Consider the following 23,060-nt stretch of genomic DNA (forward strand, 5'->3'; position numbering starts at 1 on the left):
TCAATCCTCTTCCAGTGACAGTGCGAAGGCGGGGCAGTAGTGCACGGCCTGGGTCACTGCATGGCGCAGGGACTCGGCCGGGTGGGAATCAAGGACGACGACCACGTCGGCGGCCTCGTCGAAGCCGAAGACGTCGGGTGCCTCGCCCTGGCAGAGCTGGTGGCCCTGGCACACCGAGGTGTCAGCGCGAACCGTGAGGGCGCGCGCGTCCGGCTCGCTCATCGGGTGCGCCTGCGATAGCGGACCCGGCACGGCTGCTCGAGCTGGATCACCATCTTCGAGCAGTCGTCGCGGTAGGAGTCCAGGGGTTGGGCCGGCTCGAACTCGAAGTCACGCAGGATGACGGAGAAGATCGCCTTCATCTGCATCATCGCGAAGGCGTTGCCCACGCAGCGGTGCTTGCCGGCCCCGAACGGGATCCAGGTCCACCGGTTCTGCAGGTCGTCCTGGCGGGGGTCGATGTAGCGGGCCGGGTCGAAGGCCTCGGGCTCAGGGAAGTCCTCGCCGATCCGGTTGGACACCTTGGGCGAGGCGGCGATCAGCGACCCCGCGGGGATGGTGCGGCCCATCAGCTCGAAGTCCTCTCGGACCAGTCGCATCAGGATGATCAGCGGAGGATGCAGCCGCAGCGTCTCCTTCAGGGCGGCCTCCAGCACCGGGATCGAGCGGAGCGCCTGGAAGGAGACCTCGGCAGCGGTGCCGTCGGCGTCCGGGGCATAGAGCTCGTCGAGCTCGTCGACGACCCCGTTCATCACCTCCCTATTGCGCAGCAGCTCGATCATCGCCCAGGACGCCGTGCCGGACGACGTGTGGTGGCCCGCGAACATCAGCGAGATGAAGATCCCGGTCACCATCTCGGCGTCATAGCCCACCGCGATCAGCACGTCGAGCAGGTCGCGGTCCTCCTTGGGGATCGACCCACCCAGGGACTCGGCCTTGGCCACCCGTGCGGAGATGATCGCCTGCACCTTCTCGACCAGCTCCTCACGAGCCGTGTCCCGGGTCCGGAAGCTGTCGATGTCGGCGTGTGCGTCGACGTAGGCGATCGCATCGGTCCCGTGCTCGAGGCGGTGATAGATCTCGGCGAAGGAGGCGTCGAGCTGGTCGCGGAACGGCTTGCCGATCAGGCAGGAGGAGGTGGTGTAGATGGTCAGCTCGGCGAAGAAGTCGAGCAGGTCGACCTCGCCCTCGTCGCCCCAGTCGGCAACCATCCGGCGGATCTCGGCCTCGATCGTGCGCGCATGGCCGCGCATCATGTCGCCACGCAGTGCCTGGTTCTTCAGCATCTGTTGCCGTTCCTCCGGGGAGGCGTCGAAGACGACGCCCTTGCCGAAGATCGGGGTCATGAACGGATAGGCCGCGGCTTGGTCCAGCACGTCCTCGGGTGCGCGGAAGAACGCCTCGTTTGCCTCCGCACCGCTGACCAGGACGACGTCCTTGTCGGCGAGCCGGAAGCGGCCCACCTCACCACACTCCCGCCGCACACGATCAAAGAGCTCGATCGGGTCCACCCGCATCTCGGGCAGGTGGCCGGTCCCGTGCAGGAGCGTGGGCAGCTCCGGCGACTGGTCGTCCAGCACGGTGGACACCTCGGGGATCTGGGCCAACGCCGCCGCTCGGGTCGAGTCGAGGTCCTGCAGGGTCATGGTCGCTCCTCCACGGGGGCTTCTGGATTCACATCGATGACTGAGAGGTGTACGCCGCGGGGCGCGGACACGATGGTGGCGATCGCGTCGGCGTGGGCCCGGGCGTGCAGGAAGTTGCCGTGCCGGGCCTGGCCGAACTTGATCCACTGCTCGAGGACGAAGCCGCCGAGCTCCGCGTCCCAGTCGGAGCCCATCCCGCTCGCGGTCGGGCCGGGACGCACGATCGAGGCCCGCACCCCGGAGCCCTCGAGCTCCATCTGCAGCGCACCGACCATGCCTTCGAGGCCCCACTTGCCGGCCGAGTAGGCGGCCATGAACGGGCGGGGGCGCAGCGCCACGTCGGAGGAGACGAAGACCAGGTCACCGCGTTGGCGCTGGACCATCCCCGGCCCGAAGGTCGCGACCAGTCGGTGCGCCCCGACCAGGTTGAGGTTCAGCTCGTCGGCGAAGCGCTGCGCGGAGATGCCGACCAGTGCCCCGGGTGCCACCTTGCCGGCGTTGCTGATCACGACCTCGACCTCGCCGAGATCGGCGGCGACCTTCTCGGCGAAGGCGGCGACCGAGTCGTCGCTGGTCATGTCGAGCGGATGGGCGACGGCCTCTCCGCCGGCGGCCCGGATCGCCGTGGCGATCTGCTCACAGGCATCGGCCCGTCGCGCGCCGAGCGCCACGGGGTGTCCGGCCTCCGCGAGTGCGCGCGCGGTCTCCGCGCCGATTCCGGAGGACGCGCCGGTGATGACGGCGGGGCGACGTGTGGGATGTTCCATCACTGGTCTCCTGTGCGCTCGATGAAGGTGGTCGGCAGGCTGGCGAACCCGCGGACGCTGGTGGAGTGGACGCGTTGTGCCCGCTCGGTGTGGACCGTGAACCCACAGGTACGTCGTACGAGCTCGGCCAGCACGACTCGTGCCTCCAACCGGGCCAGGTTCGCGCCCAGGCAGAAGTGCCGCCCGGTGCCGAAGCTGAGGCTCTTGCTGAGCTCGCGCGGGTCGCGGTGGATGGAGAAGGTGTCCGGGTCGGTGAAGACCGCGGCGTCGCGGTTCGCCGAGCCGATCAGGACCAGCAGCTTGGCGCCGGCCGGGATCCTCTGCCCGTGCATCTCGACGTCGGTGGTGACATGGCGGGCGAGCATCTGCGACGAGGTGTCGAAGCGGAGCGTCTCCTCGACCCAGGCGGCCACCAGATCGGTCGGGTCCTGGTGATCGGCGAAGACCTCGGTCATCTGTTCCGGGTGCGCGGAGAGGTGCATGAGCGCGTTGCCGAGCAGCTTGGTGGTGGTCTCGTTGCCGGCCACCACCATCAGGATCAGGAAGGCGACGATCTCGGAGGTGGTCAGCCGGTCCCCGTCGATCTCGGCCAGGGTGAGCGCCGTGGTCAGGTCGGTGCGATCCGGGTTGCCACGGCACCGAGCGACCATCTCGCCGAGGTAGGTGTAGAGCTCGATCGCGGCCTCCATCCCGGAGGGAGGCACGTCGCGAACGCCGTCCTCGCGGTGCACCAGCAGGTCGGCCAGGCGGCGTACCTCGTCGCGGTCCGCCTCGGGGACGCCCATCATCTCGGAGATGACATCCATCGGGAGCTTGCCGGCAAGCATCGTGATCCAGTCGGCCTCGCCGTGCTGGGCGTTCTCCGCCAGGAGCTCGTCGAAGTAGCGCCCTGCCATACGCTGCACCTCGGGCTCGAGCTCGAGCACCCGACGTGGCGTGAAGCCCTTGGAGACGAGCTTGCGGAGCCTGGTCTGCTCGTGGCCGTCGAGGGCCAGGAAGCTCATCACCCGGTGCGCATCGAGGTTCCAGGCGCTGGCGTCCAGCGAGACGCCCATCCGATTGGAGAAGCTCGCGTCGTCGCGAAGCACGGCGAAGACGTCCTCGTGCCGGGAGACCACCCACAGGTCGTCGGCCTGCGCGTGGAAGACCGGGGCCCGGGCGCGCAGGTGCGCGTAGGTGGGGTAGGGATCCTCGTGGAAGTCGTAGTCGTAGGGATCGAAGGTGAGCTCGAGAGTGGTCACTGGTTGCCCTTCATGATCACGGCGATGACGCCGTCGAGGAGTCCGTCGAGCCGATCGGCGTCGACCAGGCCCATGCCGGACTGGAGGAGGGCCCCGGAGAAGGCCAACAGGATGGTGTCCAGGACACGCGGGTCGACCACGTCACCGTCGGGACCGGCCAGCGCCGATTCGAAACGGCGTACGAACTCCGCTCCGATGCGACGCCGCGGCCCCTCCACCTCGGGCTCTGGACCGAGGAGTGCGGGGGTCACCGCGGCAGCGACGGAAGGGCTTTCCCGGACCAGCTCGATCAGGGTGCCAAGTGTCGAGCGCAGACGCTCCTCAGCAGTCGTGCCCACGGCCACGTGGTCGGCGCTCTCCTGCAGTGCGCGCCAGTAGAGCTCGACGAAGAGGTGGCTCTTGGAGGCGAGATAGGTGTACGCCGTGGCCGGCGAGACGTGGGCGCGCTGGGCGACATGGCGGATCGTCAGGGCCTCGTGACCGACCTCGTCGAGCTCGACGCGACCGGCAACGAGCAACTTCTCGAAGGTCCCCTGTTGGCGGGTGTTGAGGGCTCGGCGGGCGGGGAGACTGGACACCTGACTGGACACGTGTCCAGTTATAGAACATGTTCCAGTTCTCTGGCAAGGGTCCAGTGGTGACGAATCGAGAGTGGAGGCACAATCAGGCCATGGACCCCATCGCCCAAGCCCGCCAGCACTCCCTCGGCGACCTCCCCCGCCGTACCGCGCAGCGCGTGCCCGGCAAGCTCGCCCTCGTCGACGGTGAGATCCGCTACACGCACCTCGAGTTCGCCGACCTGGTCGACCGGACCGCCGCCGGCATGTCGGCCGACGGGATCGCCAAGGGCGACCGGGTCGCCCTGCTCTCGCACAACTCCTGGCAGTTCGCCGCCGTCGCCTTCGCCGCGGCCCGCATCGGGGCGGTCCTGGTGCCGGTGAACTTCATGCTCGGCTCGGACGAGATCGCCTTCATCCTCGACCACTCCGGCGCCACCACGTTCGTGGTCGAGCCCGGCCTGGTCACCACCGCAGAGGCGGCCATCGAGGCGTGCGGGACCGACATCGCTCGCCGGGTGGCGCTCACCGGAACGGAGTCGCGCCCGGGCGATGGCCCGGCCGGCTGGACGCCGGCCGGGACCTGGTTCGAGAGCGCCGCCGAGGTCCCCTCGGTGAGTGTCGCCGACGACGACCCGCTGCGGTTGATGTACACCTCGGGCACCGAGTCCCGGCCCAAGGGTGCGCTGCTGTCGAGCCGGTCGCTGATGTGGCAGTACGTCTCCTGCATCATCGACGGGTCGATGTCGGCCGACGACGTCGAGCTGCACACCCTGCCGCTCTACCACTGCGCGCAGATGGACTGCTTCCTCGGACCCGACATCTATCTGGGCGCGACGAGCATCATCCTGCCGGGCCCCGACGCCGGAACCATCCTGGCCACGATCGCCGCGGAGAAGGTCACGAAGTTCTTCGCCCCGCCGACCATCTGGATCGCCCTGCTGCGCCACCCCGACTTCGACACCACCGACCTCTCCTCGCTGCGCAAGGGCTACTACGGCGCCTCGGCGATGCCGGTCGAGGTGCTGAAGGAGATCCGCGAACGACTCCCCGAGGTCGACCTGTGGAACTTCTACGGCCAGACCGAGATGGCGCCGCTCGCCACGATCCTCGGGCCGGACCAGCAGCTGACCAAGGCCGGCTCGGCCGGCCGACAGTCACTCAACGTCGAGACCCGCATCGTCGACGACGAGGACGTGGCCGTCCCGCAGGGCACGGTCGGCGAGATCGTGCACCGCTCCCCGCACGCCACGCTCGGCTACTACAACGACCCCGACAAGACTGCCGAGGCCTTCCGCAACGGGTGGTTCCACTCCGGCGACCTCGGTTATGTCGACGCCGACGGCATCCTGTTCGTGGTGGACCGCAAGAAGGACATGATCAAGACCGGCGGTGAGAACGTCGCGAGCCGCGAGGTCGAGGAGGCGATCTACACCCACGAGGACGTCGCCGAGGTGGCCGTGTTCGGTGTCAACCACCCGACCTGGGTCGAAGCCGTCACCGCCGTGGTCGTGCCGAAGCCCGGTGCCTCGCTGACCGCCGAGGTGGTGATCGAGCACGCGCGTAGGGTGCTGGCCGGCTACAAGACGCCGAAGTACGTCGTCATCGCCGACGCGCTGCCGAAGAACCCGAGCGGCAAGATCCTCAAGCGGCAGCTCCGCGACGACCACGCAGGCATCGCTCAAGAATGAGTCAGGAGTGATCAGGGACTGACCCCGGCGCTCCTCAGCCCGCCAGCGCCGCCGCGATCGGCACGTCACCGTCGTTGAACTCGATGGTGCGCCCGATCGTGGCGGGGTTGGTCAGGGTCTCGGCGACGACCAGCGCGACGTTCTCGCGGGAGACCTGGCCCGTGCCCTTCTCGGGCCCGAGCGCGATCTGTCCGGTCGCCGGCTCCAAGGTCAGGGCACTGGGCCCGAGCACGGTCCAGTCGAGGCTGCTGGCCCGCAGGTGCTCGTCGGCGGCGGCCTTCGCCTCGGCGTAGTGGAAGAACGGCTCGCTCTCAGGGATCCCGTGGTCCTTGCCGGCGCCGAAGTAGGACACGATCACGAACCGACGTACGCCCGACTTGCCTGCGGCATCGATGGCACGGATGGCGGCGTCGCGGTCCACGGCATAGGTGCGCTCCGGGCTGCCCCCTCCGGCACCGGCGGTGAAGACCACCGCGTCGTGGTCGGCCAGAAGCTCACCGATCTCGTCGGTGCTCAGGTGCTCGACGTCGGCGACCACTGCTTCGGCTCCGGTCGCGGCCACCTCGCCGGCGTGGTCGGGGTTGCGGAAGATCGAACTCACCCGGTCACCGCGGTCGGAGAGGATCCTGGTCAGGTGCAGGGCGACCTTGCCGTGGCCACCGATGACAGCTATTCGAGACATGTCTCGACCGTACGACGGTGGGTCAAGCCCTTGATCGGCCCGGATGCGTGCTCAGCCCGGTAACGTCTGAGGCATGGGGCGCAGGTCTGATCGTCGCAAGGTCGTGCGGGTGCACGGTGCCGAGGCGACCACCCGCCCGGACACCCTGGCGGTGGAGGAGCCCCTCGAGGTCCGGGTCGACGGAACTCAGCTCGCCATCACCATGCGCACTCCCGGTGACGACTTCGAGCTCGCCGTGGGCTTCCTCGTCTCCGAGGGCGTGCTGACCGCGCCATCGCAGGTGCGCACCGTCCGCTACTGCGAGGACGGCCGGCCGGACCCGACGTACAACGTCGTCGACGTGGTGCTCTCCCCCGGTGTCGCCGGACCACTCCACCACCGGCACACCTACGTCTCGAGTTCGTGCGGGATCTGCGGCAAGGAGAGCCTCGACGCCGTGCGTGGCCAGGCCCGCTGGACGCTGGACGAGGACACGCTGGAGGTCGACGCCGCGTTGATCAGCAGCCTTCCCGAGTTGTTGCGCCAGGGACAGGCCGTCTTCGAGCGCACCGGTGGGCTGCACGCCGCCGGCCTCTTCACGCCCGACGGCGAGCTGGTCTGCCTGCGTGAGGACGTCGGGCGGCACAACGCCGTCGACAAGGTCATCGGCTGGGCGCTGATGAACGACCGGCTGCCGCTGCGCGGCCACCTCCTCCAGCTGAGTGGTCGCGCCTCGTTCGAGCTGGTGCAGAAGGCGTGGCTGGCGGGGCTGCCCGTGCTCAGCGCGGTCTCTGCCCCGTCAACCCTGGCAGTCGACCTGGCCACCGAGGCCGGCATGACGTTGGCCGGCTTCGTGCGCGGCGAGTCGATGAACGTGTACGCCGGATCCCACCGGGTCCGGATCGGACCGGGCGCCTGAGCCGATCAGTGATCGGTGGGCTGGTCCTTGGCCTCGCGCACGTCACCGGGGCCGGCTCCGTAGACGCCGGCCTCCTTGGCCAGCTTGGCCTTGCGGATCTGGCGGGTGAAGCTCCAGCACAGCAGCGCAGTCGCGACGATCAGCCCCAGGAAGACCGCGAAGCCGGTCCAGCCCGCGACGACGTCCGCAGCCTCGGGAGTCTTCTTCTCCTCGGCAAGGACGGTGAGCAGGAACAACGTCTTCATGAGGACAACTCTCTCACTCGGTCCCGCGCGGGGCATCTGCGCCCCGGATGCCGGCGAACAGGTCGTCCTCGGGCTGGGTGGTCTCGACCAGGCTCTCCACCAGCTCGAACTCCTCGGTCGGCCAGATCTCCTGCTGCAGAGCCAGCGGCACCGCGAACCAGTGCCCGTCCGGATCGATCTGGGTGGCGTGGGCGAGCAGGGCTTGGTCCCGGGTCGCGAAGAACTCGCCGCACGGCACCTTGGTGGTGATCCGGGCGTCGTGCTCGGGGTTCGGCTTCCACTGCTCGAGGCGCTCGGCCCACGGCGACTCCAGCCCGGCAGCGACCAGGGCCTCGTGGATGGCCACGGTCCGGGGACGGTTGAACCCGTGCTGGTAGTAGAGCTTCAGCGGCTGCCAGGCCGGACCGGCCTCGGGATATTGCTCCGGATCGGAGGCGGCCCGGAACGCGTGCATCGAGATGTTGTGGCACTGGATGTGGTCGGGGTGCGGATAGCCACCGTTCTCGTCGTACGTCGTGACGACGTGCGGCTTGAACTCGCGGATCAGCTTCACCAAGGGGGCAGCGGCCTCCTCGACGGGGACCAGCGCGAAGCACCCCTCGGGAAGCGGCGGCTTCGGGTCGCCCTCGGGCCAACCGGAGTCGATGAAGCCGAGCCAGTCCTGGGTGACGCCGAGGATGTCGCGGGCCCGCTCCATCTCGACGCGGCGGATCTCGGCGATGTTCTCCAGCACGTCGGGGCGATCCATGCGGGGGTTGAGGACCGAGCCGCGCTCGCCACCGGTGCACGTGACGACGTGGACGTCGACGCCCTCGGCGACGTACTTCGCAGTGGTCGCGGCGCCCTTGCTGGACTCGTCATCCGGGTGGGCATGGACGTGCATGAGCCGGAGGCGCTCCGGCGGCTGGTTCTGCATGCTGAGGATTCTAGGTGCCGGTGGGTGGCATGGGATCATGGCCGGGTGAGTCTCGACCTGTCCGACCGTTATGGCACGCGCCGATCCGGCCAACGCGTCGTCCTGATCGCGGCCTCGGCCGTGCTCACCGTCGTCTTCCTGGTCTGGCTCGGTTGGGTCGCCTGGTTCCACGCCAGCCCTGAGGTGCAGTCGGAGATGATGGGCTTCACGATCCAGGGCGAGCACACCGCGACAGCCGTGGTCAGCGTGGAACTGAGCGATGTCGACGACGCGAACTGCAAGTTGCGCGCGCTGGCCCAGGACCATGTCGTCGTGGGTGAGCACAACTTCAGTCCTGTCGACGGCCGCAATGAGGTCGAGATCCGGACCGACCGCAAGGCAGATTCGATCGACTTGGTCGGCTGTACGTCGCCCGACCAGCCCCGCCCCCGCTGACCTGATCGGCAACAACGTGTCCCGATCGCGGGATTTTGGTAAAGTCTTCCATTCCACGCCTCGAGCAGGGCATGCTGTGCCGCCGACTGGAGCCGCACACGAGTAGCCCTCTGTGCGGAACGGTGAATACACCGACAGACCGTCGGAAAGACCGCCCGAGACGTCCCAACCGCACGCCTAGCAGGAGTTGACCCATGACCGAGCAGGGAACGATCTGGCTTACCCAGGACGCTTACAACAAGCTCCAGGGCGAACTCGAGGACCTCAAGGGACCGCTGCGCCAGGAGATCATCGAGAAGATCGCCGCTGCGCGCGACGAGGGCGACCTGAAGGAGAACAGCGGCTACCACGCCGCCAAGGACCAGCAGGGCCAGCAGGAGGCGCGGATCCGCCAGCTCGAGGACATCCTTCGTCGTGCCGAGGTCGGCGAGACCCCGCCCGACGACGGTGTCGTCGAGCCCGGCATGGTCGTCGACGTCAAGCTGCTGGACTTCGACGAGACCGAGAAGTTCCTCCTCGGCGCCCGGGAGAACCTGCGCGAGGGCGACAGCCTGACCGTCTACTCCCCCGAGTCCGCCATGGGTGCGGCCATCAACGGTCGTAAGAAGGGCGAGACCGTCGCCTACAACGCGCCCAACGGCAAGGAGCTCAAGGTCGAGATCCTCGACGCCGAGCCCTACCGCAGCTGACCCTTCGGGTCATCCGGGCCACCAGACCCGACTTCCGAGTGCCGCGCTTCCTCCGGGGAGCGCGGCACTCGGCCATTTCGCGCGAAGGCGACCGGACGACTGGGTCTGGTCCGTGTACCAGCGGGGCTCAGAACGTCAACTGGCGACGGGTCGGCGAACCTCGCAGCGTCAATTGGCGACGGGTCGGCGAACCTCGCAGCGTCAATTCGCGACGGGTCAGCGGGGGTCAGGATGGGTGAATTCACGACGGGTGGGCGGGTTACTCGTGGACGGTGTAGCCGCGTTCACGTAGCCGGGTGAGCAGGGTGCTCGCGTGGTCGGGGCCACGGGTCTCGAGCTGGACCTGGACCTCCACCTCGTCGAGCAGCAGCGTCGGGGAGATCCGCTCGTGCACCACCTCGAGCACGTTCGCCTGCAGCTCGGCGAGCTCGGTCAGCAGGGTGGCCAGGCCACCGGGTGCGTCCGGGATCAGCACCTGCAGGTTCAGGTAGCGCCCGGCCGAGGCCATTCCGTGCCGGATCACCTTGCCCAGCAGCAACGGGTCGATGTTGCCCCCGGAGAGCACCGCCACGGCGGGGGTCTCGAAGCGCTTCGGGTCGTCGAGCATCGCTGCCACTGCGGCCGCGCCAGCCGGCTCGACGACCATCTTCGCCCGCTCCAGCAAGGACAGCAGCGCGCGGGAGAGCGACTCCTCCGAGACGGTGAGCACCTCGTCGACTGCACCACGGATCGCCGCGAACGGGACCTCGCCCGGGCAGCCGACCGCGATGCCGTCGGCCATCGTGGACATCTGCTCCAGGGGTACGGGCTCGCCGGCCAGCAGCGATGCCGGCAGCGCCGCGGCGCCCTCGGCCTGGACCCCGATCACGCGTACGTCGGGGCGCAGCGCCTTGATCGCCACCGCCATCCCCGCGATCAGTCCGCCACCCCCGGTGGGGACCAGCACGGTGCGTACGTCCGGGACCTGCTCGAGGACCTCGAGGCCGGTCGTACCCTGCCCGGCGACGATGTCCTCGTGGTCGAACGGGTGGATCAGCACGGCGCCGGTCTCGTCGGCGAACTTCCGTGCTGCGACGAGCGCCTGATCGATGTACTTCCCGTGAAAGACCACGTCAGCGCCGTAGGCGCGAGTCGCCTTCTCCTTGGGGATGGGTGCCCCCTCGGGCATGAAGACCGTCGAACGAATGCCGAGCAGGCTTGCCGCGAGGGCCACGCCCTGGGCATGGTTGCCGGCCGAGGCAGCCACCACACCGCGCGCCCGCTCCTCCTCGCTGAGCCGCGAGATCCGCAGGTAGGCCCCGCGGATCTTGAACGAACCGGTGCGCTGGAGGTTCTCGCACTTGAGCGAGACCGAGCCACCGGCCAGCTGGGACAGCCAGCGTGACTCCTCCATCGGGGTCCGCACGGCGACCCCGGCAAGCACCTCTCGGGCAGCTTCGATGTCGGCCAGCCGGACGATGGGGACCTCACTCATGCTCGCTCCTGTCCGCGTCGTGTCTGTCCGCCATCGACTCGCGATCGTCCGGTCTGTCCGGCACCTCGTCCTCGAGCGCGTCCGAGGACTCCTCCCCCACCTCGGTGAAGGAGGCGAGGTGCTGGCCGACCGCGTTGACCACCGCCGCCAGCGGCACCGCGATCAGCGCGCCACCGATGCCGGCGACCAGGACGCCGCAACCGATCGCGACGATCACCCCGAGCGGGTGCACCGAGACGAATCGGCCCATCAGGAACGGCTGCAGGATGTGGCCCTCGACCTGCTGGACCAGGATCACGCCGCCGAGCATCAGCAACGCGTCCAACGGCCCCTCGGCCACCAGTGCGACCAGCACGGCGACGGAGCCGGCCACGGTCGCGCCGACCATCGGGATGAACGAGCCCAGGAAGACCAGCACACCCAGCGGCAGCACCAGCGGGACACCCAGCAGGTAGGCGACGATCATGATCCCGACCGCGTCGACCAGGGCCACGATCACGGTGGCGCGCACGAACTGGGTAAGCGACACCCACGCGACCTGCCCCGACGAGTCGACCCGCTCGCGGGCAGCACGGGGGAACATCCGCACGATCCAGGCCCAGATCCGGTGACCGTCGGCGAGGAAGAAGTAGGTCGCGAACAGCACGATGAAGATCCCGGCCAGGACGTGGCCCAGGGCGGTGCCGAGCTCGGTGACCTGACTGAGCACCTCACCGTCCTTGGTGCGCGAGGTGATGGTGTCCTGCGCCTGCTCGATCCAGCCGTTGATCTGTGAGTCACTGGCGTTGAGCGGTCCGTCGCGCAGCCAGGTGCGGATCTCCTCCAGCCCGGTGACCACCTGGTCTGCCAGCTGGGTTCCGCCCTTGATCACCTCGCGACCCACGAAGGTGAGCAGCGCGCCGAGCATGCCGAGGCCGGTCAGGGTCACCAGGCCGGCAGAGACCGACTGCGGGATGCCGATCCGCTTCAGGGCCCGGACTCCCGGGTTGGCCAGGGCAGCGATGAGCAGGGCGATGATCAACGGCAGCGTGATCACGGCGAAGTAGCGGAGCGCCCACAGGACGGCCAACAACGCAGCCGCGATGGTCAGGAACCGCCAGGCCCACGACGCGGCCAGGTCCAGTGCCCACGGCACCTGTGCCGGACGGAAGTTGGAGGGGCCGGTCTCGATCGGACGGACCTCGGTGCGACGCTCGGCACGCAACAGCGCCCACTGGTGGGCCAGCTGCTGGGTGAGCCGCTCAGAGAGGCGGTCCTCCTCGGCACCGTCCCGGTCACCGTGACGATCACTGCCCCGGTCAGCGCCTCTGCGGCTGCCCAGGATGCGGGGACGTCGCCGGTGCTCCTCCTCGCGCTGGGTCATCTCCGGGTCGAGTGCGGGATCGCCGCCGGTCTCGCCGGAGCCTGTCGTGTCGTCGGGCTCGTTGGTCACGCTCGACAGGCTATGTCAACGAATCAGGCGTTCGGGCGCGACAGGCTGCGCGCCAGTGCCCGCGCTGCGTGGGGATGGTCGGTGACCAGCAAACCGATCGCCGCGAGGACGTAGTCGCGGTCGACGACGACCCGCGGTGACTCCGGGAACTGCCAGCCACCGTCGGCATCCGCGGCCAGGATCCGTCGGGCGGTCGGCTCGTCCGCGGCGCGGAGCACCCCGCCCGAGCCGACCAGCAGGTCGACCTCGCGCAGGTCCGTTCCGGTGCGCTCCACCACCCGCCCGTCCGGGCCGAGCACGACGCGGGAACGACCGGCGTGGCGACGCAGGGCGATCGAGGTCGCCGTGGCGGCCAGGATGACGTCGTACTCGCGCTCGCGCTCGTCGAGCGGCAGCAGCCCCGGGTCCGCCAACCGGCGCCGCGCGGCGTCCTCAAGCCCGGACAGGTCACCCAGCACTCCGCCTGCGACCCCCTCCTCGACGGTGGAGACCGCTGACCAGCGCATCCCCAGGTCACCCTCGACCGTTCGCGTGACCGGGGTGGGTGCCACGACGTCGCGGGCCAACCCGTCGTCGGTGCGGGCGGTGTCGGGATCCACCTCGATCACCGAGTGGACGTCGGTGGTGGCGCCGCCGATGTCGACGACGGCGACGTCGCCCACCAGGGCGGCGACGACCTCGACGCCGGAGAGTACGACGTCCGGTGTCGCGCCCCGGACCATCGCCGGGAAGTCAGCCCGACGGCTCAGGCCCTTGCCGCCGATGACATGCGCCAGGAACATCTCGCGCACCGCCGACCGCGCCGGTGCCGGGTGGAGGACGCCGATCTGCGGAACCATGTTGTCGGCCAGGACGTGCGGCTGACCCGCAAGGATCTTCGCCACCCGATCCTGGGCCTCGATGTTGCCGGCGACCACGACGGGACCGCTCCACGCCGAGTCGGCGATCACCTGCGCGGCCGAGCAGATCGGCTCGGGGTTGCCCCCGTCCGTGCCGCCGGTCAGCAGCACCACATCAGGCCGCGACTCGAGCAGGACGTCGCTGAACCCGGGTGTCTGCGCCACCGCGACCACTGCGACCACCTTGCCGCCGCTGCTCAACGCGACCCGTCGGCCCGCTTCCGCGGTGACGAGCTCCTCGTTGCCGACCACCGCGATCCGCAGGCCCCCACCGGCCGAGGAGCAGGCCAGCACCTGCGCCGTACCTGCCCGGTCGTCCACCGCGGCCAGCTGCTCACGACAGTCGTCGAAGCCGTCCAGCACATCGGTCGTCAGGGTGGTCGGATGCGCGGCGGAGCCGACCACGGCGCCGTCCTCCAGGTCGACCAGGAGCGCCTTGGTGAACGTGGACCCGAAGTCCACGCAGATCGCGAGTGCCAAGGCAGTCGGTCATCCCAGGGCCCGGTCGAGGTCGGCGATCAGGTCGTCCGCGGTCTCGATGCCGACACTGAGCCGGACCAGGTCGGCGGGCACCTCGAGCTCGGTGCCCGCGACGGAAGCATGGGTCATCCGGCCCGGGTGCTCGATCAGCGACTCGACGCCGCCGAGCGACTCGCCCAGGGTGAAGACCTCGGCCCGGGCACAGGCGTCCAGCGCGGCTTGCTCTCCCTGGGCGACCCGGAACGACACGATGCCGCCGTACCGCTTCATCTGCCTGCTGGCGACGGCGTGGCCGGGGTGCTCCTCGAGGCCGGGGTAGATCACCTGGGCGACCTTCGGGTGTCCGGTGAGGAACTCGACGACCTTCTCGGCGTTGTCACAGTGCCTGTCCATCCGCACGCCGAGGGTCTTGAGCCCGCGGTGCACCAGGAAGGAGTCGAAGGGGCCGGCCACGGCGCCGATGGAGTTCTGGTGGAAGCCGATCGTGTCGGCGACGTCGAGGTCGCGGACCACGAGTGCGCCGCCGACCACGTCGGAGTGGCCGCCGGCATATTTCGTCGTGGAGTGCACGACGACGTCGGCGCCGAGGGTCAGCGGCTGCTGGAGGTAGGAGGAGGCGAAGGTGTTGTCCACGACGAGCAGGGCGCCGGCCTCGTGCGCGACTCCGGCCAGCGCCTCGATGTCACCGACGTTGAGCAGCGGGTTGGTGGGAGTCTCGAGCCAGACCAGCTTGGTCTGTCCCGGGCGGATCGCGGCCCGGACCGCGTCGACGTCGGAGACTGCGGCCGGGCTGTTCTCCAGGCCCCAGGCACGCTCGACCTTCTCAAACAGGCGATAGGTGCCGCCATAGGCGTCGTCGGGGACGACCACGTGGTCGCCGGGGCGGCACAGGGAACGGACCAGGGTGTCCTCGGCGGCCAGGCCGGAGGCGAACGCGAATCCGCGCTCCCCCTCCTCGAGTGCGGCCAGCACACCCTCGAGCGCAGTGCGCGTGGGGTTCGCCGAGCGACTGTATTCGTAGCCGCCGCGCAGGCCACCGACACCGTCCTGCTTGTAGGTGCTGGTGGCATAGATCGGCGGGATCACCGCGCCGGTCGCCTCGTCCGGCTCGTAGCCGGCGTGGATCGCACGCGTCTCGAATCCTGACTTGTTCCTGTGCTCCTGAGTGCTCACCCTCGCACCCTACTCACTCCGGGCCGATGACGAGCAGGGCGTGTCCCGGGGCCGCCGGTCTCGTTGGAGGCTCATGGGTCGCATTCGAGGTCGCACCAGGATCGTCGCCGCAGCAACCACCGCCGCACTGGCCGGAATCCTGCACGGTCCCGTGCCGGTGGCGGCCGAGCCGTCACCGCTCGTGGTCGGACTCGGCACCCTGCTCGACTCGACGATCGCCCTGCTCCCGCCCGCCCCGGCCGAGCACACGCCGTACGCCGGTCAGACCTGTCCCGACGGGTCCTCCACCTGCATCGACGCGACCATCGCGCGGATGCAGGAGCGCCTCGCCGGGCTGGCCGAGAGTTGCGAGCACTCGGTGATCTTCTCCCTGGCCTACCTGCGGGTCACCGAGGACGTGCGCGAGGCGGTCCGCGAGGGTGACTACGTCGACCCGGTGTGGCTGGGCCAGGTCGACGCCGTCTTCGCCGAGGACTACTTCGAGACCGTGGCGAACTGGGAGGCTGGCCGCAAGGACCTGGTCCCCAGGGCGTGGCAGATCGCATTGGCGGCCGAGGACGACCGGTCGATGAGCGCCTTGGGCAACTTCATGCTCGCGATGAACGCACACATCAACCGCGACTTCCCGCACGTCACCGCGGAGGTGGGGCTGACCGGCGCCGACGGGACCTCGCACAAGCGCGACCACGACATGTACAACAAGCGGCTCGACGCACTGCTGGACCCGGTCTTCACCGAGATGGCTGCGCGGTTCGACCCGACCTTCGACGACCTGGACATCTCGGTCCCGGCGGCGGTGATCATGCGCGGGTGGCGCGAGATGGTCTGGCGCCATGCAGAAGCCCTGGTGCTGGCCCCGACGCCGGCCGCGAAGCGACTGGTCGTCCAGGAGATCGAGGCGTACGCCGCCGCGCAGGCACTGATGATCCGCACGATGTTCGCCATCCCCGACTCCGCGAAGCGCGACGCCTGGTGCGCGCAGCACGGCCGCGGATGATCTGGCCCGCTTGGGTTGTTGTGGACACTGGAAGCATCACCGACCGACGAGGAGCCATGCGCATGTTCGGACGCAGCAAGACCGAGATCCCCACCCCCGACAAGGCACTGCCCGGTCGCACCGAGGCGTGGTTCCCGGTGCCCGAGCGGCACGAGGTCCTCAACGCACCCGTGCGCACCGACGAGGTCCCCGACGGCCTGGAGGTCGCGGTCTTCGGTCTCGGCTGCTTCTGGGGCGCGGAGGAGATCTACTGGGGCAAGCCGGGCGTCTGGTCCACCTCCGTGGGATATGCGGGCGGCTCGACGCCGAACCCCTCCTACGAGGAGGTCTGCAGCGGCCAGACCGGGCACACCGAAGCGGTCCGCGTCGTCTTCGACCCGGCCGTGATCTCCTACGCCGACCTGGTCAAGACGTTCTTCGAGGTGCACGACCCGACCCAGGGCATGCGCCAGGGCAACGACGTGGGCACCCAGTACCGCTCCGCGCTCTACACCTTGAGCGAGGCACAGCGCGCGACTGCGATCGAGCTGACCAAGGTCTATGGCGACGAGCTCGAGCGTCGCGGCCTGGGCACCATCACCACCGAGATCCGGCCCGCCGACATCTACTACTACGCCGAGCCGGTGCACCAGCAGTACCTCGCCAAGAACCCGAACGGCTATCGCTGCCACGCGAACACGGGTGTCGGATTTCCTGCATGATCGTGTCGATTCCTGCCGTTCCCGTTCGTCACTGAGGTGAGGGCGGGCACCCGGCCCGCGCGAGACGAGGAGCAGTCATGGCCGAATATCTCATCTACTTCAACCAGCAGTGGGTCGGCGACCACGACGAGGAATGGTTCCGCGGCCGGGTCGCGCCGTCGATGGCGGCCGTGCGCGAGATGGAGGCCGCCGGCGTCCTCGTCTTCGCGGGCGGTCTCGAGGAGAACGCCCCGGATGTGTTCAGCGTCGACCCGACCAGCGGAACGCCGGTGGTCAGCGACGGTCCGTTCGTGGAGACCACCGAGTTCCTGGGCGGCCTGACCATCGTCGACGTGCCGGACCACGAGACAGCGCAGAAGTGGGCCAGCCGGATCGCCGAGGGGTGTGGGTGGCCGATGGAAGTACGCCGCTTCGCCCCCAGCCCCCAGCTCTGACTCGAGTCGAGGTCTGACCCGGCCCCATCGGGCATGCTGGGACCCATGAGCACTCCCGCCGCACTGGGCCTGCCCCGCTGGCACGCCCTGGCCAAGTCCCGTGACACCAGTGCCTTGGGCGAGATGATCGCCCAGGACGCCGTCTTCCGCTCGCCCGCGGTGCACACCCCGCAGGCGGGCCACGACGTGGTCGCCCTCTACCTGACCGGCGCGGTCAACGTGCTCGGCGAGCACCTGGAATATCTCGACGAGTGGGTCCGCGAGCGAGACGCGATCCTGGAGTTCCGGACCCGCATCGGCGACGTGGAGATCTCCGGCATCGACCGGATCACCTGGGACGAGGCGGGCAGGATCGTCGACTTCACCGTGCTGATCAGGCCGCTCAAGGCGCTCAACACCGTGATCGAGAAGATGGGCGAGGAGCTGACCCGGCTGGTCGCCGAGGTCACGCCCGACTGATCGCGAAGGCCGTCACGAAGCCGAGAGTGGCGATCAGCCCAGCGTAGAGGTGCGTCCTCTCGAAGGCCTCGGGAATCATCGTGTCCGCCACCATCGCCAGGATCGCTCCGGCCGCGACGGCGGTGATCACCGCGATCAGCGACCCGGGAGCGCCGTCGAGCAGGAGCACCCCGAGCATCCCGGCCAGGCCGCTGGCCACAGCGATCGCGGTCCAGACCCCGAAGACATAACGGGCACTGCGCCCGTTGGCCTTCATCCCCGCAGAGCTGGAGAGACCCTCAGGCACGTTGGAGATGAAGATCGCGGCCAGCACCGGCACACCGATGCCTCCGCCGCCGAGCAGTGAGAGACCGAGCACCACCGATTCGGGCACCCCGTCGAGCAGCGCCCCGACGGCGATCGCCGTCCCGCTCCCGCCCTGCTCCTGCTCGCTCGGCTGCTGCTCGCCAGAACGCTTGCGGTGCCGGGCACCCCGGCGAGCCAGGGCGACGTTGGCCACGACATAGACTGCGGCACCGCCGAGGAAGCCACCGACCGTGGGCCACAGACCGCCGATTCTCTCGGCCTCGTCGACCAGGTCGAAGGAGAGCGCGGAGATCAGCACACCTGCACCGAAGGCCATGATCCCGGCCACCAGGTGACGCGGCACCCGGACGAACCAGGCGACCAGGGCGCCGAGCACCAGCGCTCCACCGGCCAGCAGGCCCCACAGGCCCGCCTGTGCCCAGACCGGCATCAGCGCATCCTCACTCAGACACCCAGGAGCCGCGGCCGCCGCCCCAACCACCGAAGTCGCGATAGCTGGCCCGGGGGCCACGCGAGCCGAGGTAGGAGCCGACCACGGCCGCACCGAGGTCGTCCAGCTCGGGCGCCACCACGTTGCCGTCCACGCGCTTGGCCATCGAGTCGATGAACCGGGCCAGTCCGGGATCGTCACCCAGCCGGAAGAACGTGGTCTGGGCGCCGAGCCGTCCGGCGTTGTCGAGCTCGCGGATGCTGTGCGCGATGGTCAGCGGGTGCGGCGGATATTCGAACCACACCTCGCCACTGGACTCCAGGTGCGCGGTCGGTTCCCCGTCGGTGACGATCAGTAGCACCGGCTGGGCGTTGGGGTGCTTGCGGAAGTGCCGGTTGGCCAGGAGCAGTCCGTGGTGCAGGTTGGTCCCCTTGTCCCAGAACGCGTCCTTGGCGGTCAGCTCCTCGATCTCCATCACCTGGGCGTGCCTACCGAAGCCGATCAGCTCCAGGTGGTCACCACGGAACCGGCTCTTGATCAAGGTGTGCAGCGCCAGGGCCGTCCGCTTCATCGGGACCCAGCGGCCGTCCATCGCCATCGAGAACGACGTGTCGACCAGCAGTGCCACGGCTGCCTGGGTGCGCGCCTCGGTCTCGGTGACCTCGACGTCGCGGATGTCGAGGCGTACGCCGGTGCGAGGGTCACCACCCTCCTCGACCGTGCGGAGTACGGCGTTGTTCACCGTGCGCGGGATGTCCCACGGCTCGGTGTCCCCGAAGGCCCACTCCCGGGTCGAGCCGCTGCGCTCGCCGGCAGCGCCTGACTGGCGCACGTCGCGCGCGCCCTGGCGACCCGACATCCGGTTGGCGACGTCCTTGAGCAATGCCTTGCCGAGCTGCCGCATCGCCTTGGGTGAGAGTCGGTAGTTGCCGGTCGAGTCCTTCTTCAGGTAGCCGGTCTCGCGCAGCGCCTTCTCCAGCTCGGCCAGCTTGCGGGCATCGACCGCCGCATCGTCGCCCAGCTGGCGGGCCAGCTTGTCGAGATCGAGATCATCCATCCGCGCTCCGGCATAGCTCTGCGACAGCTGGTCGAAGAGCTCGTCGAGCTCGGCCAGGTCCTGGAGGGCTCCGGTGCCGTCGCCCAGGCCCATCCCCTGCTCGCCCTCGAACCGCTCCGACCCGCTCCAGTCCTCGCCGGGCCGCGCGGCCTGCAGGTTGGCGTCGAGCCGGGAGAGCTGCTCGGCCAGCTGTGGCGAGCCGAACGCCTGGGCGGAGAGCTGCATCAGCTCCTCGCGCTGCTCGGGGCTCATCGAGTTGAGCATCCGCTGGGCTGCGGCGGAGCGCTTGGCCAGGGCGTCGAGCAGCTCGTCGATGTCGCGCGGGTTCTCCGGGAAGAACTCACCGTGCTTGTCCATGAACGCGGAGAAGGCCCTGTCAACTGCCTGGGTGTCCTCCTGTGTTCTTGCTTGGGCGTGCTTCTCCAGCAGGCCGTTGAGGTCCTCGAGCATCTCGTTGATGGCCTCGCGGTCCTCGTCGGTCGCGTTCTCCATCGCCTGCTTCATCCCGGCGAAGCGCTGGTCCAGCAGCTCGCGTCCGAGCAGGTCCTTGATCTGCTCGTAGGACTCACGCGCCGCGTCGCTCTGCCAGTCATAGCCGGACAGGTCGGAGACCGCAGCCGCGGTCGAGGCGGGCAGGTTCTCCAGCTGCATCTCCCTGAACGACCTGTCGTCGTCATCCAGGTGGATGTCGCGGGCCAGCTGCTTGCGCTCCTCCAGGACGGCCTTGTCGAGGAGCTCCTTGACCTCGTTCATCGTGCCGTCGAGGTTGTTGCGCTGGAGCAGGTCGCGCCTCTTCTCCGCGATCTTGCGGGCCAGGGCGTCCAGGCCGCGCTGGTCCTTGCTGCCGCGGCGCAGGAACTCGCTCATCGCTCGCTCCGGCGAGTAGCCGGCCATCACGTCCTCGCCGATGGCGTCCAGCGCCTCGGACAGGTCGACCGGGGGCGCCAGCGGATCTGGGCCGCCCGCATAGCGGCCATAGCGTGACGAGGCGGGACGCGAGGTCATTGGGCGTACGTCGTCTCGCCCGTGTCGGTGGACTCCTTGCTGACCTTGCGGGCCAGGAAGAGCCCTTCCAGTCCGAGCTCGATCGCGCTGGCCCGCTCACCGGCGTTGGTCGCCCCGAACCGCTCCATGATCACCTCATAGAGGTCCGACTCCCCCAGCACCGGCAGGGCGTCGAGCACCTCGAGTGCGGTGACCTGCTCACCGGTGGTGATCGCGGCACCGTCCTCGATGGCGTTGATCAGCAGCGCGAAGTCGATCCCGCGGAACTTGCCGCGGACGGTCTCGGCGATCGACGTACGCAGCAGGTGCTCGAGGATCTGCCGCTCCCGGCCCTCCTCGCCGGACTCGAACTCGATCTTGCCGCCGAGCACGTCGACCGCGGTCTCCAGGTCGACCACCCGCGCCACGGCGTTCTCCTCACCGCGGACGGTTGCCCGGCGCAGTGCGGCCGCAGCGATCGTCTCGGCACCTGCGATCGCGAACCGCGCGCTGACACCGGAGCGCTGGTCGACCGCGCTGGACTCCCGCAGGGCACGGGTGAACCGGGCCAGCACCTCGATCAGGTGGTCGGGCACGTTGGCACTCAGGTGCGCCTCCTGGCGGATCACCGACACCTCGGCGTCGAGTGCCGCCGGATAGTGGGTGCGGATCTCAGCACCGAAGCGGTCCTTGAGCGGGGTGATGATCCGCCCACGGTTGGTGTAGTCCTCGGGGTTGGCGCTGGCCACGACGAGCACGTCCAGGGGCAGGCGCAGCACATAGCCGCGCACCTGGATGTCGCGCTCCTCCATCACGTTGAGCATCGCCACCTGGATCCGCTCGGCCAGGTCGGGCAGTTCGTTGATCGCCACGATTCCCCGGTGGCTGCGCGGGATCAGGCCGAAGTGGATGGTCTCCGGGTCACCCAGCGAGCGTCCCTCGGCGACCTTCATCGGGTCGACGTCGCCGATCAGGTCGGCCACCGAGGTGTCCGGGGTGGCCAGCTTCTCGGCGTACCGCTCGTCGCGGTGACGCCACGCCACGGGCAGGTCGTCCCCCAGCTCGGCCGCGCGACGGATCGAGGCCGGGGTGATCGGATCGAAGGGGTGCTCGCCGAGCTCGCTGCCCTCGATGACGGGGCTCCACTCGTCGAGCAGGCCGACCATGGTGCGCAGCAGCCGGGTCTTGCCCTGGCCGCGCTCGCCGAGCAGCACGATGTCGTGGCCGGCAATGATGGCGCGCTCGACCTGCGGGATCACCGTCGACTCGAAGCCGTGCAGGCCGGGCCACGGGTCCTCGCCCTTGGCCAACAGGGCCAGCAGGTTGTCGCGGAGTTCACTGCGGAGGTCTTTGAGCTCGTGGCCGGAGGCGCGGAGCTCGCCGAGGGTCTTGATGTCGGGAGAAGTCACGGGCCCCACGCTAGCCCGCTCGTTCAACGGGCGCTGTCGGACGTGAGATCGCAGAACATCACGTGCAGGCCGACGAAGCCGTGCGCGGTGGAACGGAACGCTCCGGGCACCGTGCCGACGATCTCGAAGCCCAACGACTGCCACAGCCGCACTGCCGCCGTGTTCGTCTCGACCACGGCGTTGAACTGGATGCCGCGAAAACCGTTCTCGCGGTGCCACGCGACGACGTGCTCCCCCAGCCGGCGACCGACGCCCCGGCCACGCGCGGCCGGGGAGACGATGAAGCTCGCAGTGCCGATGTGGTCACCGAACGAGGGGCGGTTCGGGCCCATCTTGGCCGTGCCCAGGACGACCCCGTCCTCCTCGAGCACAACGGTGGCACCCGGTGGTTGTTCCACCCACAGTGCCTGCGCCTGCTCGCTGGTCAGCTCGATCGGATAGGCATAGGTCTCACCCGCCAGCACGGTCTCGATCCAGAACGGCCAGATCTGCGCCCAGTCCGCGTCGGTGACAGGGCGGATGGTCATTCGCCGGTCTGCCCGTCGATCGCCTCGCGGATCAGGTCGGCGTGGCCGTTGTGCCGGGCATATTCCTCGATCATGTGCAGGATGATCCAGCGCAGGCTGAACTTCCCCTCTCCGGTGCGCCGGCTGGTCTGCACCGAGGGCGTCTCCAGGGGGTCGCCCAGGTCGAGGATCGCGTCGCTGGCCGCCACCGACTCGTCGAAGAGGCGACGAAGGTCCTCGGGGCTGTCGTGCTTGGCGGAATGCCAGTCCCAGTCGGCATCGGCGTCCCAGTCGACGCTGTCCCACGGCGCCACGTCTGGGTTGCCCTTGAACACGTGGGAGAACCAGTTGGACTCGACCAGGGCGAGGTGCTTCATCATTCCGCCCAGGGTCATCTCGCTCGGCGCCAGCGCCGAGTCGAGCTGCTCGGCGTCGAGGCCGGCGCACTTGGAGCGAAAAGTGTCGCGGTGATAGTCGAGGAAGGCACGCATCATGGTGGCTTCGTCCCCGTACAGTGGCGGATCGATCCGTTCGGCGCTCATCCGGTTACGG

Annotated in this window: 25 protein-coding genes; 8 read left to right on the forward strand and 17 right to left on the reverse strand. The window is 69.2% G+C overall.

The window, feature by feature from the left end; all coding sequences use genetic code 11:
- From BJ980_RS06890 to BJ980_RS06910, 5 genes are read right to left on the reverse strand one after another with little or no spacing between them, the layout of a single operon-like run.
- Complete coding sequence (locus BJ980_RS06890; protein ID WP_179501611.1) at window positions 1–222, reverse strand: ferredoxin; 222 nt, start codon at window positions 220–222, stop codon at window positions 1–3.
- Window positions 219–1,646 (reverse strand): cytochrome P450, encoded by a 1,428-nt coding sequence (locus tag BJ980_RS06895; RefSeq protein WP_179501612.1) that lies wholly within the window; start codon window positions 1,644–1,646, stop codon window positions 219–221. Before BJ980_RS06895 ends, BJ980_RS06890 begins: the two co-directional genes overlap by 4 nt.
- Entirely contained in the window at window positions 1,643–2,413 is a 771-nt protein-coding gene (locus tag BJ980_RS06900) for an SDR family oxidoreductase (protein WP_179501613.1), read from the reverse strand. The genes BJ980_RS06895 and BJ980_RS06900 overlap by 4 nt, the downstream gene beginning before the upstream one ends.
- Entirely contained in the window at window positions 2,413–3,654 is a 1,242-nt protein-coding gene (locus tag BJ980_RS19425) for a cytochrome P450 (RefSeq protein ID WP_179501614.1), read from the reverse strand. Before BJ980_RS19425 ends, BJ980_RS06900 begins: the two co-directional genes overlap by 1 nt.
- On the reverse strand, window positions 3,651–4,244 hold the full coding sequence (locus BJ980_RS06910) for a TetR family transcriptional regulator (protein WP_179501615.1): 594 nt from the start codon (window positions 4,242–4,244) through the stop codon (window positions 3,651–3,653). Before BJ980_RS06910 ends, BJ980_RS19425 begins: the two co-directional genes overlap by 4 nt.
- Before the next feature lie 80 nt (window positions 4,245–4,324).
- Between BJ980_RS06910 and BJ980_RS06915 the strand changes: the two genes are divergently transcribed.
- A complete protein-coding gene (locus BJ980_RS06915) occupies window positions 4,325–5,902 on the forward strand; it encodes an acyl-CoA synthetase (RefSeq protein ID WP_179501616.1) in 1,578 nt (525 codons plus the stop codon).
- A gap of 34 nt (window positions 5,903–5,936) precedes the next feature.
- On the opposite strand, the gene BJ980_RS06920 is transcribed toward BJ980_RS06915, so the two are convergent.
- Window positions 5,937–6,584 carry an SDR family oxidoreductase gene (locus BJ980_RS06920; protein WP_179501617.1) on the reverse strand — a complete coding sequence of 216 codons (648 nt, stop codon included), beginning with the start codon at window positions 6,582–6,584 and terminating at the stop codon, window positions 5,937–5,939.
- 73 nt (window positions 6,585–6,657) lie between these two features.
- On the opposite strand from BJ980_RS06920, the gene fdhD reads away from it, so the two are divergent.
- Window positions 6,658–7,482 carry a formate dehydrogenase accessory sulfurtransferase FdhD gene (fdhD, locus tag BJ980_RS06925; protein ID WP_179501618.1) on the forward strand — a complete coding sequence of 275 codons (825 nt, stop codon included), beginning with the start codon at window positions 6,658–6,660 and terminating at the stop codon, window positions 7,480–7,482.
- Between the two features lie 5 nt (window positions 7,483–7,487).
- Here fdhD and BJ980_RS06930 read toward each other — a convergent pair whose 3' ends face one another.
- On the reverse strand, window positions 7,488–7,727 hold the full coding sequence (locus tag BJ980_RS06930) for a hypothetical protein (RefSeq protein ID WP_179501619.1): 240 nt from the start codon (window positions 7,725–7,727) through the stop codon (window positions 7,488–7,490).
- 13 nt (window positions 7,728–7,740) lie between these two features.
- A complete protein-coding gene (gene mca / locus BJ980_RS06935; RefSeq protein WP_179501620.1) occupies window positions 7,741–8,643 on the reverse strand; it encodes a mycothiol conjugate amidase Mca in 903 nt (300 codons plus the stop codon).
- Between the two features lie 45 nt (window positions 8,644–8,688).
- Between mca and BJ980_RS06940 the strand changes: the two genes are divergently transcribed.
- Both BJ980_RS06940 and greA read left to right on the forward strand, forming a co-directional pair.
- Window positions 8,689–9,078 carry a DUF4307 domain-containing protein gene (locus tag BJ980_RS06940; protein WP_179501621.1) on the forward strand — a complete coding sequence of 130 codons (390 nt, stop codon included), beginning with the start codon at window positions 8,689–8,691 and terminating at the stop codon, window positions 9,076–9,078.
- 194 nt (window positions 9,079–9,272) lie between these two features.
- Window positions 9,273–9,767 (forward strand): transcription elongation factor GreA, encoded by a 495-nt coding sequence (greA, locus tag BJ980_RS06945; protein WP_179501622.1) that lies wholly within the window; start codon window positions 9,273–9,275, stop codon window positions 9,765–9,767.
- 259 nt (window positions 9,768–10,026) lie between these two features.
- On the opposite strand, the gene ilvA is transcribed toward greA, so the two are convergent.
- From ilvA to BJ980_RS06965, 4 genes are read right to left on the reverse strand one after another with little or no spacing between them, the layout of a single operon-like run.
- A complete protein-coding gene (ilvA, locus tag BJ980_RS06950; protein WP_179501623.1) occupies window positions 10,027–11,241 on the reverse strand; it encodes a threonine ammonia-lyase in 1,215 nt (404 codons plus the stop codon).
- Window positions 11,234–12,673, reverse strand: coding sequence for an AI-2E family transporter (locus tag BJ980_RS06955; RefSeq protein WP_343047724.1), 1,440 nt, complete (start codon window positions 12,671–12,673; stop codon window positions 11,234–11,236). Before BJ980_RS06955 ends, ilvA begins: the two co-directional genes overlap by 8 nt.
- Before the next feature lie 23 nt (window positions 12,674–12,696).
- Entirely contained in the window at window positions 12,697–14,052 is a 1,356-nt protein-coding gene (locus BJ980_RS06960) for a glutamate mutase L (protein WP_179501624.1), read from the reverse strand.
- Between the two features lie 9 nt (window positions 14,053–14,061).
- The gene (locus BJ980_RS06965) at window positions 14,062–15,225 is read right to left on the reverse strand and encodes a cystathionine gamma-synthase (protein ID WP_179501625.1); all 1,164 of its coding nucleotides are present in this window, start codon (window positions 15,223–15,225) and stop codon (window positions 14,062–14,064) included.
- Between the two features lie 73 nt (window positions 15,226–15,298).
- Here BJ980_RS06965 and BJ980_RS06970 point away from each other — a divergent pair, with 73 nt between their 5' ends.
- The 4 genes from BJ980_RS06970 to BJ980_RS06985 all read left to right on the forward strand — a co-directional run bounded on the left by BJ980_RS06970 (window position 15,299) and on the right by BJ980_RS06985 (window position 17,816).
- Entirely contained in the window at window positions 15,299–16,222 is a 924-nt protein-coding gene (locus BJ980_RS06970; protein ID WP_179501626.1) for a DUF5995 family protein, read from the forward strand.
- A 62-nt stretch (window positions 16,223–16,284) separates the two neighbouring features.
- Window positions 16,285–16,923 carry a peptide-methionine (S)-S-oxide reductase MsrA gene (gene msrA / locus BJ980_RS06975; RefSeq protein WP_179501627.1) on the forward strand — a complete coding sequence of 213 codons (639 nt, stop codon included), beginning with the start codon at window positions 16,285–16,287 and terminating at the stop codon, window positions 16,921–16,923.
- Between the two features lie 77 nt (window positions 16,924–17,000).
- Entirely contained in the window at window positions 17,001–17,357 is a 357-nt protein-coding gene (locus BJ980_RS06980) for a YciI family protein (protein WP_179501628.1), read from the forward strand.
- Between the two features lie 45 nt (window positions 17,358–17,402).
- Window positions 17,403–17,816 carry a nuclear transport factor 2 family protein gene (locus tag BJ980_RS06985; RefSeq protein WP_179501629.1) on the forward strand — a complete coding sequence of 138 codons (414 nt, stop codon included), beginning with the start codon at window positions 17,403–17,405 and terminating at the stop codon, window positions 17,814–17,816.
- Here the strand turns inward: BJ980_RS06985 and BJ980_RS06990 are convergent.
- The 5 genes from BJ980_RS06990 to BJ980_RS07010 are packed head-to-tail and all read right to left on the reverse strand — an operon-like array spanning window position 17,803 to window position 23,050.
- Window positions 17,803–18,552 carry a ZIP family metal transporter gene (locus BJ980_RS06990; RefSeq protein WP_179501630.1) on the reverse strand — a complete coding sequence of 250 codons (750 nt, stop codon included), beginning with the start codon at window positions 18,550–18,552 and terminating at the stop codon, window positions 17,803–17,805. The genes BJ980_RS06985 and BJ980_RS06990 overlap by 14 nt on opposite strands.
- A 10-nt stretch (window positions 18,553–18,562) precedes the next feature.
- Window positions 18,563–20,614 carry a vWA domain-containing protein gene (locus BJ980_RS06995; RefSeq protein ID WP_179501631.1) on the reverse strand — a complete coding sequence of 684 codons (2,052 nt, stop codon included), beginning with the start codon at window positions 20,612–20,614 and terminating at the stop codon, window positions 18,563–18,565.
- Window positions 20,611–22,002 carry a sigma 54-interacting transcriptional regulator gene (locus BJ980_RS07000; RefSeq protein ID WP_179501632.1) on the reverse strand — a complete coding sequence of 464 codons (1,392 nt, stop codon included), beginning with the start codon at window positions 22,000–22,002 and terminating at the stop codon, window positions 20,611–20,613. The genes BJ980_RS06995 and BJ980_RS07000 overlap by 4 nt, the downstream gene beginning before the upstream one ends.
- 23 nt (window positions 22,003–22,025) lie before the next feature.
- Complete coding sequence (locus tag BJ980_RS07005) at window positions 22,026–22,529, reverse strand: GNAT family N-acetyltransferase (protein ID WP_179501633.1); 504 nt, start codon at window positions 22,527–22,529, stop codon at window positions 22,026–22,028.
- Window positions 22,526–23,050, reverse strand: coding sequence for a DinB family protein (locus BJ980_RS07010; RefSeq protein ID WP_179501634.1), 525 nt, complete (start codon window positions 23,048–23,050; stop codon window positions 22,526–22,528). Before BJ980_RS07010 ends, BJ980_RS07005 begins: the two co-directional genes overlap by 4 nt.
- Window positions 23,051–23,060 lie beyond the last annotated feature (10 nt).

Origin of the sequence: Nocardioides daedukensis, from assembly GCF_013408415.1 — a bacterium.
Lineage (GTDB): Bacteria > Actinomycetota > Actinomycetes > Propionibacteriales > Nocardioidaceae > Nocardioides > Nocardioides daedukensis.

What these genes read in the sequence shown, in the direction of transcription:
- BJ980_RS06890 (WP_179501611.1), bottom strand. Translation starts at nt 222, where the DNA reads ATGAGCGAGCCGGACGCGCGCGCCCTCACGGTTCGCGCTGACACCTCG.
- BJ980_RS06895 (WP_179501612.1), bottom strand. Translation starts at nt 1,646, where the DNA reads ATGACCCTGCAGGACCTCGACTCGACCCGAGCGGCGGCGTTGGCCCAG.
- BJ980_RS06900 (WP_179501613.1), bottom strand. Translation starts at nt 2,413, where the DNA reads ATGGAACATCCCACACGTCGCCCCGCCGTCATCACCGGCGCGTCCTCC.
- BJ980_RS06915 (WP_179501616.1), top strand. Translation starts at nt 4,325, where the DNA reads ATGGACCCCATCGCCCAAGCCCGCCAGCACTCCCTCGGCGACCTCCCC.
- BJ980_RS06920 (WP_179501617.1), bottom strand. Translation starts at nt 6,584, where the DNA reads ATGTCTCGAATAGCTGTCATCGGTGGCCACGGCAAGGTCGCCCTGCAC.
- fdhD (WP_179501618.1), top strand. Translation starts at nt 6,658, where the DNA reads ATGGGGCGCAGGTCTGATCGTCGCAAGGTCGTGCGGGTGCACGGTGCC.
- BJ980_RS06930 (WP_179501619.1), bottom strand. Translation starts at nt 7,727, where the DNA reads ATGAAGACGTTGTTCCTGCTCACCGTCCTTGCCGAGGAGAAGAAGACT.
- mca (WP_179501620.1), bottom strand. Translation starts at nt 8,643, where the DNA reads ATGCAGAACCAGCCGCCGGAGCGCCTCCGGCTCATGCACGTCCATGCC.
- greA (WP_179501622.1), top strand. Translation starts at nt 9,273, where the DNA reads ATGACCGAGCAGGGAACGATCTGGCTTACCCAGGACGCTTACAACAAG.
- ilvA (WP_179501623.1), bottom strand. Translation starts at nt 11,241, where the DNA reads ATGAGTGAGGTCCCCATCGTCCGGCTGGCCGACATCGAAGCTGCCCGA.
- BJ980_RS06970 (WP_179501626.1), top strand. Translation starts at nt 15,299, where the DNA reads ATGGGTCGCATTCGAGGTCGCACCAGGATCGTCGCCGCAGCAACCACC.
- msrA (WP_179501627.1), top strand. Translation starts at nt 16,285, where the DNA reads ATGTTCGGACGCAGCAAGACCGAGATCCCCACCCCCGACAAGGCACTG.
- BJ980_RS06980 (WP_179501628.1), top strand. Translation starts at nt 17,001, where the DNA reads ATGGCCGAATATCTCATCTACTTCAACCAGCAGTGGGTCGGCGACCAC.
- BJ980_RS06985 (WP_179501629.1), top strand. Translation starts at nt 17,403, where the DNA reads ATGAGCACTCCCGCCGCACTGGGCCTGCCCCGCTGGCACGCCCTGGCC.
- BJ980_RS06990 (WP_179501630.1), bottom strand. Translation starts at nt 18,552, where the DNA reads ATGCCGGTCTGGGCACAGGCGGGCCTGTGGGGCCTGCTGGCCGGTGGA.
- BJ980_RS06995 (WP_179501631.1), bottom strand. Translation starts at nt 20,614, where the DNA reads ATGACCTCGCGTCCCGCCTCGTCACGCTATGGCCGCTATGCGGGCGGC.
- BJ980_RS07005 (WP_179501633.1), bottom strand. Translation starts at nt 22,529, where the DNA reads ATGACCATCCGCCCTGTCACCGACGCGGACTGGGCGCAGATCTGGCCG.
- BJ980_RS07010 (WP_179501634.1), bottom strand. Translation starts at nt 23,050, where the DNA reads ATGAGCGCCGAACGGATCGATCCGCCACTGTACGGGGACGAAGCCACC.